At 62.5% G+C, this 16,130-nt stretch carries 12 protein-coding genes and 2 tRNA genes; 4 read left to right on the top strand and 10 right to left on the bottom strand.

Annotated features, from left to right (window positions below):
* Positions 1–49: 49 nt before the first annotated feature.
* Positions 50–934: a 4-hydroxy-tetrahydrodipicolinate synthase gene (dapA, locus tag KUW18_RS02725; RefSeq protein WP_206940035.1), complete on the bottom strand. Its 885-nt coding sequence runs from the start codon at positions 932–934 to the stop codon at positions 50–52.
* Between the two features lie 213 nt (positions 935–1,147).
* Between dapA and KUW18_RS02730 the strand changes: the two genes are divergently transcribed.
* Entirely contained in the window at positions 1,148–1,624 is a 477-nt protein-coding gene (locus tag KUW18_RS02730; protein ID WP_222560770.1) for a peroxiredoxin, read from the top strand.
* 68 nt (positions 1,625–1,692) lie between these two features.
* On the opposite strand, the gene KUW18_RS02735 is transcribed toward KUW18_RS02730, so the two are convergent.
* Positions 1,693–2,796, bottom strand: a complete 1,104-nt coding sequence (locus tag KUW18_RS02735; protein ID WP_206940039.1) for an AI-2E family transporter — start codon at positions 2,794–2,796, stop codon at positions 1,693–1,695.
* The gene (locus tag KUW18_RS02740) at positions 2,793–3,035 is read right to left on the bottom strand and encodes a sulfurtransferase TusA family protein (protein ID WP_206940041.1); all 243 of its coding nucleotides are present in this window, start codon (positions 3,033–3,035) and stop codon (positions 2,793–2,795) included. The genes KUW18_RS02735 and KUW18_RS02740 overlap by 4 nt, the downstream gene beginning before the upstream one ends.
* A 161-nt stretch (positions 3,036–3,196) precedes the next feature.
* Between KUW18_RS02740 and KUW18_RS02745 the strand changes: the two genes are divergently transcribed.
* The gene (locus tag KUW18_RS02745; RefSeq protein ID WP_261389554.1) at positions 3,197–4,708 is read left to right on the top strand and encodes a M48 family metalloprotease; all 1,512 of its coding nucleotides are present in this window, start codon (positions 3,197–3,199) and stop codon (positions 4,706–4,708) included.
* 83 nt (positions 4,709–4,791) lie between these two features.
* Here KUW18_RS02745 and nadA read toward each other — a convergent pair whose 3' ends face one another.
* From nadA to KUW18_RS02780, 7 genes are all read right to left on the bottom strand, one after another.
* Positions 4,792–5,820, bottom strand: coding sequence for a quinolinate synthase NadA (gene nadA, locus KUW18_RS02750; RefSeq protein WP_222237125.1), 1,029 nt, complete (start codon positions 5,818–5,820; stop codon positions 4,792–4,794).
* Between the two features lie 370 nt (positions 5,821–6,190).
* Positions 6,191–6,266, bottom strand: a tRNA-Lys gene (locus KUW18_RS02755).
* Between the two features lie 40 nt (positions 6,267–6,306).
* A tRNA-Lys gene (locus KUW18_RS02760) sits at positions 6,307–6,382 on the bottom strand.
* 164 nt (positions 6,383–6,546) lie between these two features.
* The gene (gene rluB / locus KUW18_RS02765; RefSeq protein ID WP_222560771.1) at positions 6,547–7,407 is read right to left on the bottom strand and encodes a 23S rRNA pseudouridine(2605) synthase RluB; all 861 of its coding nucleotides are present in this window, start codon (positions 7,405–7,407) and stop codon (positions 6,547–6,549) included.
* Positions 7,404–8,318, bottom strand: coding sequence for an SMC-Scp complex subunit ScpB (gene scpB / locus KUW18_RS02770; RefSeq protein ID WP_222483449.1), 915 nt, complete (start codon positions 8,316–8,318; stop codon positions 7,404–7,406). Before scpB ends, rluB begins: the two co-directional genes overlap by 4 nt.
* On the bottom strand, positions 8,315–9,307 hold the full coding sequence (locus tag KUW18_RS02775; protein ID WP_222560819.1) for a segregation and condensation protein A: 993 nt from the start codon (positions 9,305–9,307) through the stop codon (positions 8,315–8,317). The genes scpB and KUW18_RS02775 overlap by 4 nt, the downstream gene beginning before the upstream one ends.
* Before the next feature lie 372 nt (positions 9,308–9,679).
* On the bottom strand, positions 9,680–11,506 hold the full coding sequence (locus KUW18_RS02780) for a DEAD/DEAH box helicase (protein ID WP_222237122.1): 1,827 nt from the start codon (positions 11,504–11,506) through the stop codon (positions 9,680–9,682).
* A 346-nt stretch (positions 11,507–11,852) separates the two neighbouring features.
* Here KUW18_RS02780 and KUW18_RS02785 point away from each other — a divergent pair, with 346 nt between their 5' ends.
* Positions 11,853–12,974: an efflux RND transporter periplasmic adaptor subunit gene (locus tag KUW18_RS02785; protein ID WP_222483446.1), complete on the top strand. Its 1,122-nt coding sequence runs from the start codon at positions 11,853–11,855 to the stop codon at positions 12,972–12,974.
* A gap of 2 nt (positions 12,975–12,976) precedes the next feature.
* Complete coding sequence (locus tag KUW18_RS02790) at positions 12,977–16,048, top strand: efflux RND transporter permease subunit (RefSeq protein WP_222560772.1); 3,072 nt, start codon at positions 12,977–12,979, stop codon at positions 16,046–16,048.
* Positions 16,049–16,130: the final 82 nt, after the last annotated feature.

A 16,130-nucleotide genomic window follows, 5' to 3' on the forward strand; every position in this document is an offset into this window, starting at 1 on the left:
GGTTGATAATTGAGTCCACGTCATCACGACCGAGAGGAATGCCGCAGCATCAGTCCTCGATCAGTCCCGCCAGCTGCAGCGCTTCGCTGATGGTGGAGTGGTATTTCTCGCTGAGCCAGGTCAGCGGCAAGCGGATCCCCGGCTCGATAATGCCCATACGGTTGAGCGCCCACTTCACGGGAATCGGGTTAGCCTCGATGCCGAGATTAGTGTGCAGTGGCAGCAACCGCGTGTTGATCTGGTGCGCTTTTTCCGTCTCGCCGGCAATCGCGGCGACACACAGGTCGTGCATGGCCTTGGGTGCGACATTGGCCGTGACCGAGATATCACCGTGGCCGCCCATCAGCATGAAGTCACAGGCCGTGGCATCATCGCCGGAGTACAGCATGAAGTCGCTGCCTTCGAGGCGTTCGATCAGGTCCTCTGCCCGCTCCAGGTTACCGGTGGCGTCCTTCAGGCCGATAATATTATCCACCTCGGCCAGACGCAGCACCGTCTCGTTGTAGATATCGGAGCAGGTACGGCCCGGCACGTTGTAGAGGATCACCGGCAAGTCACTGGTCTCGGCGATGACCTTGAAGTGCTGGTACAAGCCTTCCTGGGTCGGCTTGTTGTAGTAAGGCGCCACGGTCAGACAGTAGTCGGCACCGACTTCCTTGGCGTAGCGGGTCAGCTCCACCGCCTCGGTGGTGTTGTTGGAGCCAGTGCCAGCGATAACGGGAATACGGCCATTGACCTCTTCCACTACCGTGCGAATCACATCGAAATGCTCGGCAAAGGTCATGGTCGTGGGCTCACCGGTGGTGCCCGCCGCCACGATGGCATCGGTACCGTTATCCAGGTGAAAGTTAACCAGTTTGCGCAACACTTCCCAGTCGATATCGCCATTGGCCTTCATCGGTGTCGCCAGAGCGACGATACTGCCCGTGATCATCCTCGTTGTTCCTCTGTTGTCGGCTTGCCAAACACCTGATTTCCGCGATTCCGGCAAGCGTGGTTGGCCAAGGGGGTCGCGACCCGGGGAAGCGTGATCGTGACCAGAGCACAAATGGTACTCAGGCGGCCATACCCTGTACAGCCGCGTCTTTACATAGCGTGTTGCATTGCGTGTAATCGGACATCCATCTACGCCAATTTCGGAGCCCCCATGACTGTAACTGTTGGCGAACAGGTCCCCGACTTCAGCGCCACCGCCACCGGTGACACCACCTTCTCTCTGGCCGAGCAACGTGGCCGCCAGGTCGTGGTCTATTTCTATCCCAAGGCCAGCACCCCCGGCTGCACCACCGAAGGGGGCGACTTCCGGGACCACAAGGCCGACTTTGATGCTGCCAACACGCTGGTTGTTGGCGTGTCTCGGGATGGCATCCGCGCCCAGGAGAACTTCAAGGCCAAGCAGTCCTTCAACTTCGAGCTGATCTCCGACAAGGACGAAGCCGTCTGCCAGCTATTTGACGTCATCAAGCTCAAGAAGCTTTACGGCAAGGAACACCTGGGTATCGAGCGCAGCACCTTTCTGATCGACGCTGAAGGGCGACTGGCCAAGGAGTGGCGCAAGGTCAAGGTGAAAGGCCATGTGGAAGAAGTGCTGGCAGCAGCGCAGGCACTGAACGCCCAGCGCTAGCAGCAGGGCCAGGCCGCGACGGGGACGACCCGTCGCATCCACTGACCGACCGGCATCGACGCGCGAGATCAGCCGTCGGTGCCGGTACTCCCCGGTAGCCTTGCCATGCTGCGCTCCTTGATGCCCCGTGGCCAGGCATAGACCAGCGCCTTGAGCAGGGTCGCCAGCGGGATCGCAAAGAACACCCCCCAGAAGCCCCACACGCCGCCGAAGAACAGCACCGCCAGAATGATCGACACCGGATGCAGGTTGACCGCCTCGGAAAACAGCACCGGCACCAGCACGTTGCCATCCAGCGCCTGGATGACCCCATAGGCGACGATGACATACAGAAACTGATCCCCCAGGCCGAAATGAAATCCTGCCACGGCCGCCACGGGCAGTGTCGCCACCGCTGCGCCGATGTAAGGCACCAGCACGGAGAACCCCACCAGCACCGCCAGCAGCGCTGAGTAAGGCAGACCGAAAAAGGCGAAGGTGAAAAACGTCACCGTCCCGACGATGACAATTTCCGTCGCCTTACCCCGCACATAGTTGGCAATCTGGCAGTCCATCTCCTTCCATACCCGCGTCATCAGATCACGCTTGGCCGGCAGCAGTGACACCGTGAAGCCCACCAGGCGATCACGATCCTTGAGCATGAACAGCACCAGAATCGGCACCAGCACCAGATAGATGATCAATCCCAGCACGTTGCCGAGGGAAGCCAGCGACAGCGTCAGCGCACGCTGGCTCAACTGCGTTGCTTCGCGGCTCAGCACCCCGATCCAGTCCTGGACCAAGTCTGGAGTGATCAGCTGGGGGTAGCTCATCTGCAGGTCATCCAGCATCTGCTGACCGGCAGCGAACATCCTTGGTGCTTCCTGTATCAGGCTCGCCAGCTGATTCCAGATCAGCGGCAGCAACACCAGCGCCATCGCCAGCAGCACACCGACGAAGGCCAGGAAGACGGTCATTACCGCGACGAGATGCGGCACCTTGCGTCGCGTCAGGCTGTTGACCGCGCCCTGCAACAGAAAGGCCACTACCAGGGCGGTGAGGAACGGCGCCAGCATCTGGCCCAGCCAGATCACCACCGCAAAGCCGGCCACCAGCAGCACCAGCAGCAAAACCGCTTCCTCATCCGAGAAATAGTGGTCTACCCAGCTACGGAATACCGTCCGCAGGCTCATGCGTCACCCGCCTTGCGCAGCCAATAGACATAGACATCGTCGCGCTGTTCACGCCCTTCCAGCACATGAGAACTATGCTCGGCAAAGCTCTCGAAATCTCGCCAGGAGCCGGCGTCGGTCGCCCTGACTTCCAGCAACTGCCCAGGCGCCAGGCGTGAAAGCGCCTGCTTCGCCTTCAGCAGCGGCAGCGGACAGGGAAGTCCGCACGCATCTAGCACATCGTCAGGTTGCACTGCCATGATCTCTCCCGAGAGAATGCGATATTGGTCCGCCCCAAGCGTTGCCACCCCAAGGGCATACAGCCCCGCTGGCAAATTTGAGGCACTTTGATTTAAAGGCACTTTTCCGGCCGAATCAATGTCCCAAGGCAACCCCTTCATCGCTATCGACGAGGATCACGATGCTCAAGCGATCGCTGTTCGCCGCCACCGTTCGCCCCCTGCCCAGCGCGGGGTTGATCCTCGTTATGGCCCTGACCCAGACCGCGCCCCTCGCCCAGGCACAGTACCTGGACCAGGGCATTCGACTGAATGAGCCCAGAGAGCTCGACCTGCCCTCGCTGATGTCTACCGGCAGCAACGCCATCAGCGGTGAGGAAACCCGCCTAGGCCGAGCCTGGCTACGCCAGTTTCGCGCCCACGTACCTGAATGGCGGGACCCGCTGGCCCAGCACTACGTGGAAACCCTGGTAGGCCGTCTGGTGCCTTACAGCGATCTGGGCGGGATCAATATCGCGGTTACCCTGGTCGACAACAAGACCCTCAATGCCTTCGCCGTTCCCGGAGGTGTGGTCGGGGTCAACAGCGGCCTGTTCGGCTTCGCCACCCATGAAGCTGAGGTCGCCTCGGTTCTGGCCCACGAGCTGGGACACCTGTCCCAGCGACACTACGCGCGCAGCAAGGCTCGCGCGGAACAAACCCAGGTTCCCGCCATGGCCACCATGCTGGCAGGTTTGATCCTGGCCGCCAGTGGCGCCGGCGACGCCGGCATCGCTGCACTGGCCGGCAGCCAGGCGGCGATGATCCAGGACCAGCTGCGTTACTCCCGTCGCTATGAGGAAGAGGCCGATCGCATCGGGCTGCAGGCGATGGCCAGCGCCGGCTACGACCCCCAGGCGATGGTGGACATGTTCCGCTCCATGCAGCGCATGATGAGCCTGCAAGGTGGCACTCCTCCCGAATTCCTGTTGACCCACCCGATTACCGAGTCACGCATCAGCGATACCCAGTCAAGGGTCAACCAGACGCGCGTCAGCGGCTCCGCACCGGACGACCTGCAGTACCAGCTCATCCGGGCCAGGGCGCTGCTGGCGATCCACGAGCGCGCCCCGGGACAAGCCCTGACGGTACTACGTCAAGACCAGGCACCCGCCGATGCACAACGCTACCTGCAAGCCTTGATCGACGCCCGCTCGGGCCTGACCGACACGGCTCTCTCGGCGCTGGACAGCCTCTCCAGGGCTCACCCGGATACTGCGCTGCTACCGGCCAGCGCCGTCCAGGTCGCACTAGAAGGCGGCCGCGTGGATGATGCCATCGCACGCGCTCAACGCCAGCTGCGACTGATGCCGGGATATCCTCCCACCAGCCAACTGCTGGGCGAAGCGCTGCTTCAGCGCGACCCCGATGCGGCCTATCGCGAGCTGTTCGATCTGGCTCAACGGCGCCCTGAAGACCCCACCGTCTTCGGGCTGTTGGCCGAAGCCGCAGGCCGCAGCGGTCGCGAAGCGTGGGGGCACCTGGCGCGTGCCGAACAGCTGCAGCTGACCGGCGAGATCGATCGCGCCATTCGTCAGCTGGAGGTGGCCGAAGCGGTGGCGGATCGTCAGGGCGACCTTAACGCCAGAGCCAGCATTCAGCGACGCCGCGACGCTTTCCTCGACTACCGCCGCACGATGGAAAAATTCCGCTAGCGACAACGACAACGCCCACGAGATCCCTCTTCATCTAGGGCCTCGTGGGCGTTTCTTGCGGCAAGCGTTCTCCGGCGACGATCTCAGGCCTGGAACTCAAGCATCCGCGTCAGCGGCTTGAGCGCCTGAACCCGCAATGCATCACTGACCTGAATCTCACCCGAACCATGCCTCAATGCATCTGCCAGATTGTCGAGGGCGTTCATCGCCATCCAGGGACAATGCGCGCAGCTGCGACAGGTGGCGCCATTACCGGCAGTAGGCGCTTCAAACAGCGTCTTCTCTGGCACAGCCTGCTGCATCTTGAAGAAGATGCCGCGGTCGGTGGCCACGATCAGCTTGTCATTGGGCAATTCCTTGGCGGCCTTGATCAGCTGCGACGTGGAGCCGGCCACATCGGCCAGGCTGACCACCGCTTCCGGTGACTCCGGGTGAACCAGTACGGCAGCATCGGGATAGACCGACTTCAGATCCTCGACGCCCTTGGCCTTGAACTCTTCGTGGACGATACAGGCACCATCCCAGAGCAGCATGTCGGCGCCCGTGTGCTTCTGGATGTAGCCGCCCAGGTGCTTGTCCGGCGCCCACAGGATCTTCTCGCCCTTGGCCTTGAGGTGCTCGATCACGTCGACCGCGATGGATGAGGTGACGACCCAGTCGGCACGGGCCTTCACCGCCGCCGACGTGTTGGCGTAGACCACCACGGTGCGATCTGGATGCGCGTCGCAGAAAGCGGCGAACTCGTCCGCGGGGCAGCCCACATCCAGCGAGCAGGTCGCCTCCAGCGTTGGCATCAGCACACGCTTTTCCGGTGACAGGATCTTGGCCGTTTCGCCCATGAAGCGCACGCCGGCCACTACCAGGGTGTCTGCCTCGTGGCGGGCGCCAAAGCGCGCCATCTCAAGCGAGTCTGCCACGCAGCCGCCGGTCTCCTCGGCAAGCTGCTGGATCGCATCATCGGTGTAGTAGTGTGCGACCAGCACGGCATTATTGGCCTTCAGCAGTCGCTTGATCTCATCGACGCGAGCGGCGTCTTCCGAGGGAATACGGGTGGGGCAGTAGGGACGCGCGAGATGCTCTCGGATCTCGGCGCGGGAAGTCATGATTGTCATCGTGTCTACCACTGTGACCGGCAGGGAATCCCCCTGCAGATGGGACAGTGCCACCAGCCATCCGCTGCATGGCACGCCAGGAGGACCTCCGTCAGAGCGGCCAGCCCTTCAGGCCGGCGGCACCCTCCATGTGGGGTCCTCACCCTCGCCCATGCGTCTATCGCTACGGCGAGCTGCTACACAGTTTAACCCAGCAACCACAGGATGCCGAGTTCCGCTGCGTCAAGCTGACCAAGGAATGACGCCAGCACACCGGTGTGTCTCGGTCTGGCGGGCCTGACGGCAACGGGCCGTGGCCCTACGCCAGCGTGCAGCGTCATGAATACCCAACAAAAACGGCCCCCGCTCCGAAGAGCGAGGGCCGCGAAACTGGTGGGTCGTGTAGGATTCGAACCTACGACCAATTGGTTAAAAGCCAACTGCTCTACCAACTGAGCTAACGACCCAATCATGGAGGCAATCAGCCTGACCATGCACAGGTTCGGTTGGTGGGTCGTGTAGGATTCGAACCTACGACCAATTGGTTAAAAGCCAACTGCTCTACCAACTGAGCTAACGACCCTTCCGAACGGGTGCAGATATTACGGATATGCCCCTTTAGACGCAAGCCTTTTTTTCATTACCTGCGTTTTCTTGTCCCTCGGGGCATATCCGTGGGGCACCTCGACGCTGCACCCGGCCCAGGTCCGGGCTTGCCTTCGCGCCACAAACATCAGCCCTTGCGCATCAGCCCTTGCGGGTAGGCTTGCCACCACGCTTCATGGTCTGTACCGGACGGCGCTTGTGCTTGTCACGGCTCCAACGGTTCTTTTCATCAGGGGTCAGCTCAGGCACCTTGCGCGACTCAAGTCCCGCCACGCTGGCAAGATCGTCCACCTCGTCCTGGGACAGCTCCACCCACTCTCCGGCCTTGGCGCGCTTGTCGAGGAAGATGTTGCCGTAGCGCACACGCTTGAGGCGACTCACGGTGAGGCCTTGCGACTCCCACAAGCGTCTGACCTCACGGTTACGCCCTTCCATGATCACCACATGGAACCAGGTATTGATGCCCTCACCGCCGAACTCCTGCACGTCGGTGAAGCGTGCCGGGCCATCTTCCAGCATCACGCCGTCGACCATGGCCACGACATGCTCGCGCTTGACCTCCCCCATGACGCGAACCGCGTATTCGCGTTCGACCTCGGTGGAAGGGTGCATCAAGCGGTTGGCCAGCTCGCCGTCAGTGGTGAACAGCAGCAAGCCGCTGGTGTTGATGTCGAGTCGCCCGATGGCAATCCAGCGCTCTCCCTTGAGACGCGGCAACCGGTCGAACACGGTACGACGCCCCTCCGGATCCTTGCGCGTGCACAGCTCACCCTCCGGCTTGTTGTACATGATCACCCGACGCGGCACCTCATCAGCCGCGCGCAAGGTAATCGGCCGATCATCAAAGCTGACTCTATCGCGGTCCTCGACCCGATCACCCAGAGTCGCCACCGAGCCATTGACCTTGACCCGTCCATCGGAGATCGCGGTCTCCATCTCGCGGCGGGATCCCAGGCCGGCACGGGCCAGCACCTTTTGCAGTTTTTCGCTGGTGGTCGTCATTCATCGTTCTCGCTTTCTGTGGGTTCCACCCCCGAGGCAGTGTCATCGTCGACGCGGCCCCGGGCGCGTTCGGACAGCCTGGCTTCAAGATCGGCGAAGCTCAGCCCTGCCCGCTCGGACGCCTTCCCGGCGTGCTGCTCGTCGGCCATCCCGGCCGTCGTGTCGGCGCCCTCAATGGGCGCCTCGGTTTGATCGCCTGCCGCCCCCTCAGCCGTCCCAGCGTTCTGGTGAGGGATGTCTGCCTCATCCCGTCCTTGGCCTTCCTGAAGGTTATCCTGAAGGCCCTCCTGGAGGTCATCCTCCACAGGCTCGTCGGCCTGGGACAGCAGCGCGGGAGGTGGCGGAGGCGGCTCATCCTCGGTATCAAATTCCTCGAACTGCTTTAGCTCATGCATTGGCGGCAGTTCATCCAGCGTCTTGAGGCCGAAGTCATCAAGGAAGCTGCGGGTGGTGGCGTAGACCGCCGGACGGCCCGGTACATCCCGGTGTCCCACCACACGAATCCAGCCACGATCCAGCAACGTCCGCATGATCGAACCGCTTACGGTCACGCCGCGCACCTCTTCAATATCGCCGCGGGTGACCGGCTGACGGTAGGCAATCAGCGCCAGCGTTTCCAGCAGGGCGCGGGAATATCGCTGAGGCCGCTCGTCCCACAGCCTCGCCACCCAGTTCGCCAGGCGCGGACGAATCCGCAGCTGGTATCCCGAAGCGGTCTCGATCAGCTCCATGGCACCACTGACGTGGCGCTCGGTCAGACGCTCGAGCGCTTCCTTGAGACGTCGTCTGGTCGGACGCTCATGATCGTCAAACAGCTGCTCAAGCCGGTCCAGCGCCAGCGGCTGACCGGCAGCCAACAGCGCTGCCTCGACGATCTCGTCCAGCGCATCGGGCGTTTCCATCACGCTCATGCGGGCTTGTCTCCCTCGCTCAACCCCTCTCCGGTGGAGGCTGGTGCAGACTCATCGTAGGCATCACCGTGCCCATCGTCCAAACTCTCCTGGCCGGATATGTCGCCGTCCAGCATCTCATCTTCCACCCCCCCTTCCGCGAATGGCTCGACATCGAACGCGCTTTCGCCGTCATCGTCGAGCGCCTCGTAGGGGTCTTCTTCCTCGTCGCCGGCCAGTCTCGCTCGAACGTGGATCGGTGACATCGGCGCATTCTGCACAATTTCGATCATCGCTTCCTTGGCCAGCTCAAGGATCGCCATGAAGGTGACCACCACTCCGGCCCGGCCCTCCTCCAGCGAGAACAAGGCCTCGAAGGGCGTGTAGTGCTCATGGGTCAGGCGCTCCATGATGGCCAGCATGCGCTCGCGGGTGGACAGCACCTCGCTCTCGATCTGGTGCGCCTGGTTGAGTTCGGCGCGACGCAGGATACCCGCCAGGGCACCCAGCAATTCGTCGAGTTCCACCTCGGGGTGGATGATCCGCGACTCCACCGGAGGCAGTACCGCTCGGGCCGGAAACCAGTCGCGACCTATCCGCGGAAGCTCGGCCAACGCTTCGGCCGCCAGCTTGAGCCGCTCGTATTCCTGCAGGCGCCGAATCAGCTCGGCACGAGGATCTTCGTCTTCATCGCCGTCTTCACTCTTCGGCGGCCGCGGCAGCAGGGTGCGCGACTTGATCTCGGCCAGCATCGCCGCCATCAGCAGGTACTCGCCCGCCAGCTCGATCTCCATGGCCTTCATCAGCTCGACATACTCGATGTACTGATGGGTAATGGCGGCAACATTGATCGACAAGATGTCGAGATTCTGGCGGCGAATCAGATAAAGCAGCAGATCAAGCGGTCCCTCGAACGCCTCGAGAAACACCCGCAGCGCCTCGGGGGGAATGTAGAGATCTTCGGGTAATTCGGTGATCGGCTCATCAAACAGCCGGCCCAATGCCTGCACCTGGGTCGGCGCAGACGCCGTGTTCGCTGAGGAAGCATCCTCCCCCCCGGCATCGTTCTCGCTGGTTGTCGGCAAATCACTCACACACGTGAACCTGGTCGCGTTGGATCTGGCCCCGATGTGAGACCGACATGAAAGAACTACCGCTGCTTTACCGATCGCCCAGTTTATCAAGCTCTGCGCGTTCTGGCTAAGCCGAGACCGATGCCCTGAAGCGTCTGCTCAATGGCCTCGAGCCTCGACGACAGGGACGGTCGTTGCCTGGCTGCAGACGACAGCGCATGCTCCGCGCTGCCTGCGCTTTTGCACTCTTGCACTTTTGCACTCTTGCACTCTTGCACTTTTGCACTTTTGCACTACTGCACTACTGCACTACTGCGCGCTGTCGGCGGTGCGGTAGCGACCACGGTAGTCGAATAATTTCTCGCGAATCTGCCAGTGCCGCCCCACCTTGCGCCCTACCACAAAGTCCGGCGCTCTCAGCCGGTGCTGATCGTCGCAGACCTGCTGCGGCGTCGACGGCGCCAGTTCTACCCCAGGTGCACGGGCGTGATCACGCAAAAAGATCGCCGTAAAGGCCCTGCGCTGTGCCGGCGTTTCCAGCGCGAACCACTCCGACAGACTGGCGCCATCTTCGTCGTGATAGGTGACCTTGAGCCGAGGCAGGCCACGACCGTTGGTGGTCGCCTCAAGCTGCATGCCCGAGACTCGGAGCACTCTGGCATCCTTCAGCTTGAGCGCGTCGCGCAGCTTGTCATCGGCATCCACCAGCAACGCCTGACACCCATGGCAGCGTCGCGCCGCAATATCGTTCTCTGCGCCGCAGTCGCCGCAGGTCTTGAAGCGGAAGCGGAAATCGCACTGTCTTGCACCTGGCTCCGCCTGCGTCAACGCCTGCCCCTGGGCATCGACCAGCCCCTGACAGCGCCGACCGAAGTGCTCGATCACCAGTTCGCCATCGCGCTTTCCCCAGAAAAGGTTGGCATGTCCGCACTGCGGGCACGCCACCTGAACCGGCTCGCTATCGCTGTCTGGACGCGGGCTCCCCACCTCAGGCGCGTACAGGTCCCAAGGATTACCGGCATAGTCCAGGATCAGGCAGTCCTGCTTGCCCGGTGACAGACGCAGGCCGCGGCCGACGATCTGCTGGTAGAGACCGACCGACTCCGTAGGCCTCAGGATCGCAATCAGGTCCACATGGGGCGCATCAAACCCGGTGGTCAGCACCGACACATTGACCAGATACTTGAGGCGTTTAGCCTTGAACGCATCGATGATCCGGGTGCGCTCGTCCCCAGCGGTGGCTCCGGTGATCAAGGCGGCGTCCGCCGCGGGCAGATAGCCCAGAATTTCCTCAGCGTGGGCTACGCTGGCCGCGAACAGCATCACCCCCTGACGATCGGCAGCGCGCTCCATCACTTCACTGATGATGCCAGGCGTCGCACGGTGACCTGCCACGACACGATTCAGGTCCTCTTCGCGGTAGATACCGGTGCTGCCAGGCACCAGTCGGGAAAAATCGTAACGTGCCACCGCCGCATCAATCTTGACCGGCTTGGCCAGGTAGCCCTGGCGTACCATCAGCCTCAGCGGCTGTTCGAACACACAGTCGCGAAAGAAGCAGTCTTCATCCCCCCGCACCATGCCATGGTGATGACGATGATAGAGAAATCCCTGCCCCAGCCGATAAGGCGTCGCCGTCAGGCCCAGCACCTTGAGCGACGCGTTGCGCTGACGCAGGTGATCAATGACCCGATGGTAGGAAGACGAGGCCTCCAGCGACACCCGGTGACACTCATCGATCACCAGCAAGGTAAAAGGCCCGTGGGCGTTCTGTTCATCACTGACGGCATCCAGATGGCGCACCACCGACTGCACCGAGCCAAACACGACCTGCCGTGCGCTTTCCTTGCGGCCAAGGCCCGCGCTGAAAATATCTGCCTCCAGGCCGTAGGCCAGATACTTGGCGTGGTTCTGTTCCACCAGTTCCCGCACATGGGCAAGGACCAGCACACGGCCCTTGGCCAGCCGTGCCAATTCAGCAATCACCAGTGACTTGCCACTGCCCGTGGGCAGCACCACCACGGCGGGGTCATCGCTGCGACGAAAGTGACTGACCACTTGCGCCACGGCCTGCTGCTGGTAGGGGCGCAGTGTCGGTGTGCTTATTTGGTCAAATTTCGCACCAGCTACCGCCATTCGCGCAACACTCCTCTGCCGAGTTCGGCATGTCTTGATCTAGCGCAGGATACTTAACCCGTTCGATTCGTAGCATGGAGCGCCTGCGCGTGCGTGTCGAAGGGATAAAGGCCGCTATCGAAGGCGAAGCTGCCACCGGCATCACGACATGAGCGTCGTCAGGGTCCCCATCAGGGCGCCCAGCGGCGCGAGCCACCGCAGGTCATCCCACCAGGAAGGCGGTGCACTCTACGCCATCTTGGTAACCCGTCACAACAGGCTGACAGCCGGGCTCTCCCCGCCCAGCTGCGTCATCCATGTCGGCACCTCCCGCCGACCACCTTGTCCCCTTACCAAGGACCCCTTCATGATCCTTCGCCACTTTCGCCAGCTGGCTACGTGTTTCGTCATCGCCGGGTTACCGCTGCTGCACGGCTGCAGCGAAGAAGCGCCTCCCCTGACCAAGCAGGTGACTCGACCCGTCAAGTTACTGACCCTGGACGAGATCGGAAACAGCTCGATGAGCGCCTACCCCGGTGTCGTCGAGGCATCAGAGCGTACCGACCTGTCCTTCCGGGTTGGCGGCGAACTCAAGGAGCTGAATGTTCAGGCAGGCCAGGTCGTCAGCAGCGGCGAGCGGGTGGCCCTGCTCGACGACCGTGATGCTCGCAACGCCCTGTCCAACGCCCAATCCAGCTATGACCTGGCCCAGGCGACCTACCACCGCATGCAGGTCTCGGTGGAAAAGGGCGCCATCAGCCGCGCGGCCTTTGACGAAGCTCGCGCGGCCTTTCTCTCGGCCCAGGCCCAGTTCGACCTGGCCAAGGATCAGCTCGACTACACCGAGCTGAAAGCTCCCTTCGATGGCGTCATCGCCAGTGTTCCCGTCGACAACTTCCAGGTCATCGCCCCCCAGCAGACCATCGCGGTACTACAGCAGCCGGGCAATATCGACGTGACCTTCGAGCTGCCGGAACAACAGGTGCGCCGCCTCAATCGGGAGCGCATTCGCGATATCCAGAGCCGTGACGCTTCCCTGGCCTGGGTGCGTCTGGGTGACGATCCACGCCGTTTCCCGGCGCGCTACAAGGAGCACGACTCCCGCGCGTCAAGCGGCACCCTGAGCTACGAGGTCAAGCTGACCCTGCCCACCCCCGATGACGTCAACGTTCTGGCGGGCATGAGTGCCGTGGTGGAGATCGACATCAACGCCCTGACCGGGGACAGCGAGGGCCTGTGGCGGGTGCCTCTCGGCACCGTCGTCACCCTTGAGGATGCCCCGGACAACACCGTGGTGTGGCGCTACGTGGCCGACGACGAGACCGAAGGCCATGTCGAAGCAGTCGCGGTCGAGGTGCACACCACCAATGACGATGGCGTCTTCATTGCCGGTGATCTCCAGCCGGGAGATCAGCTGGTCACCGCAGGCGCCCACCTTATGCGTGACAAGCTGACGGTCACTCCCTGGGTCCAGGAAGCGGGGCTCTGACCATGATCGGCTATTTTCTACGCAACAAGACCATCAGCTGGATGATCACCCTGCTGCTATCGGTGGGCGGCGTGGTCTCCTTCCTTGGCCTTGGCCAGCTCGAATTCCCTGACTTCACCATCCGCATGGCGCTGGTCAGCACCGCCTACCCTGGCGCCACCCCACAGCAGGTCGAAGAAGAAGTCACCCTGCGGCTGGAAAAGGCCATTCAGGAGATCCCCAACCTCAAGCGGGTCAGCACGGTCAACAGTGCGGGCCTATCCCAGATCACGGTGGAGCTCGACACCGATGTCCAGGGTACCGCCCTGCCCCAATACTGGGACCTGCTCAGGCGCAAGATCGGCGATACCCAGGCCAGCCTGCCACCCGGCGCCGGCCAGTCGCTGGTGGTAGATGACTTCAGCGACGTCTACGGTCTGCTGCTCAACCTGTCCGGCGACGACTACAGCCTGTATGACCTGAAGAACCAGGCCGACTTCCTGCAGCGGGAGCTGCGCCTGGTCGATGGCGTCAAGAAGGTGGTCATTGCCGGCGACCGTCCCGAACAGGTCACCATCTCGCTCAACCGCGAGCGGATGCAGGCGCTGAACATCCCGCCAGATGCACTGATCGCCCTGCTTAACGCCCAGAATGCCGTGGCCGATGCCGGCAGCGTGCGTCGTGACGGCAAGATCATCTCACTGCAGCCTAGCGGCGAGTTCAAGAGCGTTCAGGCGCTGGAGGATCTGATCATCGGGCGCCCAGACGCCAACCCGGTACACCTGGGCGATATCGCCACCGTGACGCGTGGGCTGACGGACCAACCCGGGCAGCTCTATCACGCCGACGGAAAACCGGCGATCTCCATTGGCCTGTCCTTCGTTTCCGGTGTCAACGTGGTCAAGGTAGGCGAGGCAGTGGATGCGCGCCTGGCCGAACTAGAATCCCGCCTGCCAGTGGGCATGGAGCTGACGCCGGTCTACCACCAGCCCGAAGTGGTCAAGGAAGCGGTATCCGGCTTCGTCATCAACCTCATGGAATCGGTCGGCATCGTCATCGTCGTTCTACTGATCTTCATGGGCGTGCGTTCGGGCCTGCTGATGGGGCTGATTCTGACCATCACCATCCTCGGCACGCTGATGCTGATGGCCGCCCACGGCCTGCAATTGCAGAAGGTCTCCCTCGGCGCGCTGATCATCGCGCTGGGCATGCTGGTGGACAACGCCATCGTGGTGACCGAAGGCATGCTGATAGGCCTTGGCAAGGGCAAGAGCAAGCTCGCAGCGGCCAAGGAAGTGGCTGGCCAGAACTGGCTACCGCTGCTGGGTGCCACCGCCATCGCCATCACCGCCTTTGCTCCCATCGGTCTGTCGCCGGACGCCACTGGCGAACTGGTCGGTTCACTGTTCTGGGTGTTGTTCTACTCCCTGCTGCTCAGTTGGGTGACCGCCCTGACGCTGACGCCTTTCTTTTTCGACATGTTCTTCAAGGACGCACCGGCGGACGCGGAGCAGACAGACAGCGACCCCTACAGGGGACTGATCTTCGTTATCTTCGGCTGGCTGGTCGACAAGGGCATCCGCTTCCGCTGGCTCACCATCGCCACCTGCATCGGTTTGCTCGTCGGCGCCTTCGCACTGTCCTCCAATATCAAGAATGCCTTCTTTCCCGACTCCACCACTCCGCTGTTCTTTGTCGACGTGTGGATGCCGGAGGGCAGCGATATCCTCGAAAGCGAGCGGATCGCATCGCAGCTGGAGGCCCAGGTGGCCAAGATGGACCAGGTGGTCCACGTCACCAGTGTCATCGGCGGCGGCGCCCAGCGCTTTACCCTGACCTATTCGCCGGAGGACCGCTACGCCAGCTACAGCCAGCTGATCGTCGAGACCGACGACCTGAACAGCAGAGCCCAGCGCATGGCCGACATCATCACCCTGCTGCGCGACGAATACCCCCAGGTACAGTACAAGGTCCAGGCTCTGCAGGTGGGGCCATCGGCCAAGGCCAGCCTGGAGGCGCGGATCTACGGTCCTGATCCTGACACCCTGCGTACCCTGGCTACCCAGGTCAGCGACGTGTTCCGTGCCGATCCGCTGGTCGACAGCATCCGACTGTCCTGGGGCAATCGAGTGGAAGAACTGACCCCGGACTTTCTTGAACAGCAGGCCCGCCGCGTGGGCGTCACCCGCCAAGCCCTGCATCAGGCGCTGCTGATTCACAATGACGGTCAGGTCGCCGGGGTCTACCGCGAGGGCTCTGACCTGATACCCATCGTGCTGCGTGACGAAGCCTCCCAGCGCTACGGACTCAATGACCTTTCCAGCCTGAATGTGTGGAGCGCCGAACAACAGAAGTACGTCAGCGCCGGGTCCGTCATGGGACCGCTGCAGACACGTCTGCACGACCCATTGATCAAGCGCCGGGATCGTCAACGCATGTTGGCCGTGTACGCCGAACCGCTGCCGCTGTCCGGCGAGACGGCGGCCAATATCCTGGCCAGGCTGCAGCCGAAGATCGAGGCGATCCCATTGCCCGAGGGCTACCATCTCGGCTGGGGGGGCGAGGACGAAACCTCACGGGATGCCAAGGAAGCGCTGTTCAAGCTGCTGCCCCTCGGCATTCTCGGCATGTTTATCCTGACCATGCTGCTGTTTGGCAATCTGCGCCAGTCGCTGGCGATCTGGTCCATCGTGCCGTTGACCGTCATCGGCATCGTCGGCGGTCTGCTGGCATTCAACGCCCCCTTTACCTTCATGGCGCTGCTCGGCACCCTCAGCCTGGTGGGCATGGTGCTCAAGAACGCCATCGTGCTGGTAGAGGAAATCAAGATCCAGATGGGTGAGCACGATACGCCCTTCGATGCGATCATGGCCGCCGCCATCAGCCGGGTACGTCCCGTCTCCATGGCCGCGATCACCACCATGCTGGGCATGATTCCGCTGTTCGGTGATGCCTTCTTCGCGTCCATGGCAGTGGTCATCGTGTTCGGCCTGGGGGCGGCGACACTGCTGACCCTGGTGATTCTGCCCGTGATCTACGCCACCCTGTTCGGCATCTACCCGAACACACCGGCCCGGACGCCGGCCACGCAGTAACCAAGTCAGGCCCCCTACAGACAACGCTGAGGGTAGCGACAACGACAGGGCCCCGACGGTGCTGATGCACCGCCGGGGCCCT

The sequence above is a fragment of the Halomonas sp. DP5Y7-2 genome, from assembly GCF_019802025.1.
GTDB lineage: Bacteria > Pseudomonadota > Gammaproteobacteria > Pseudomonadales > Halomonadaceae > Halomonas > Halomonas litopenaei_A.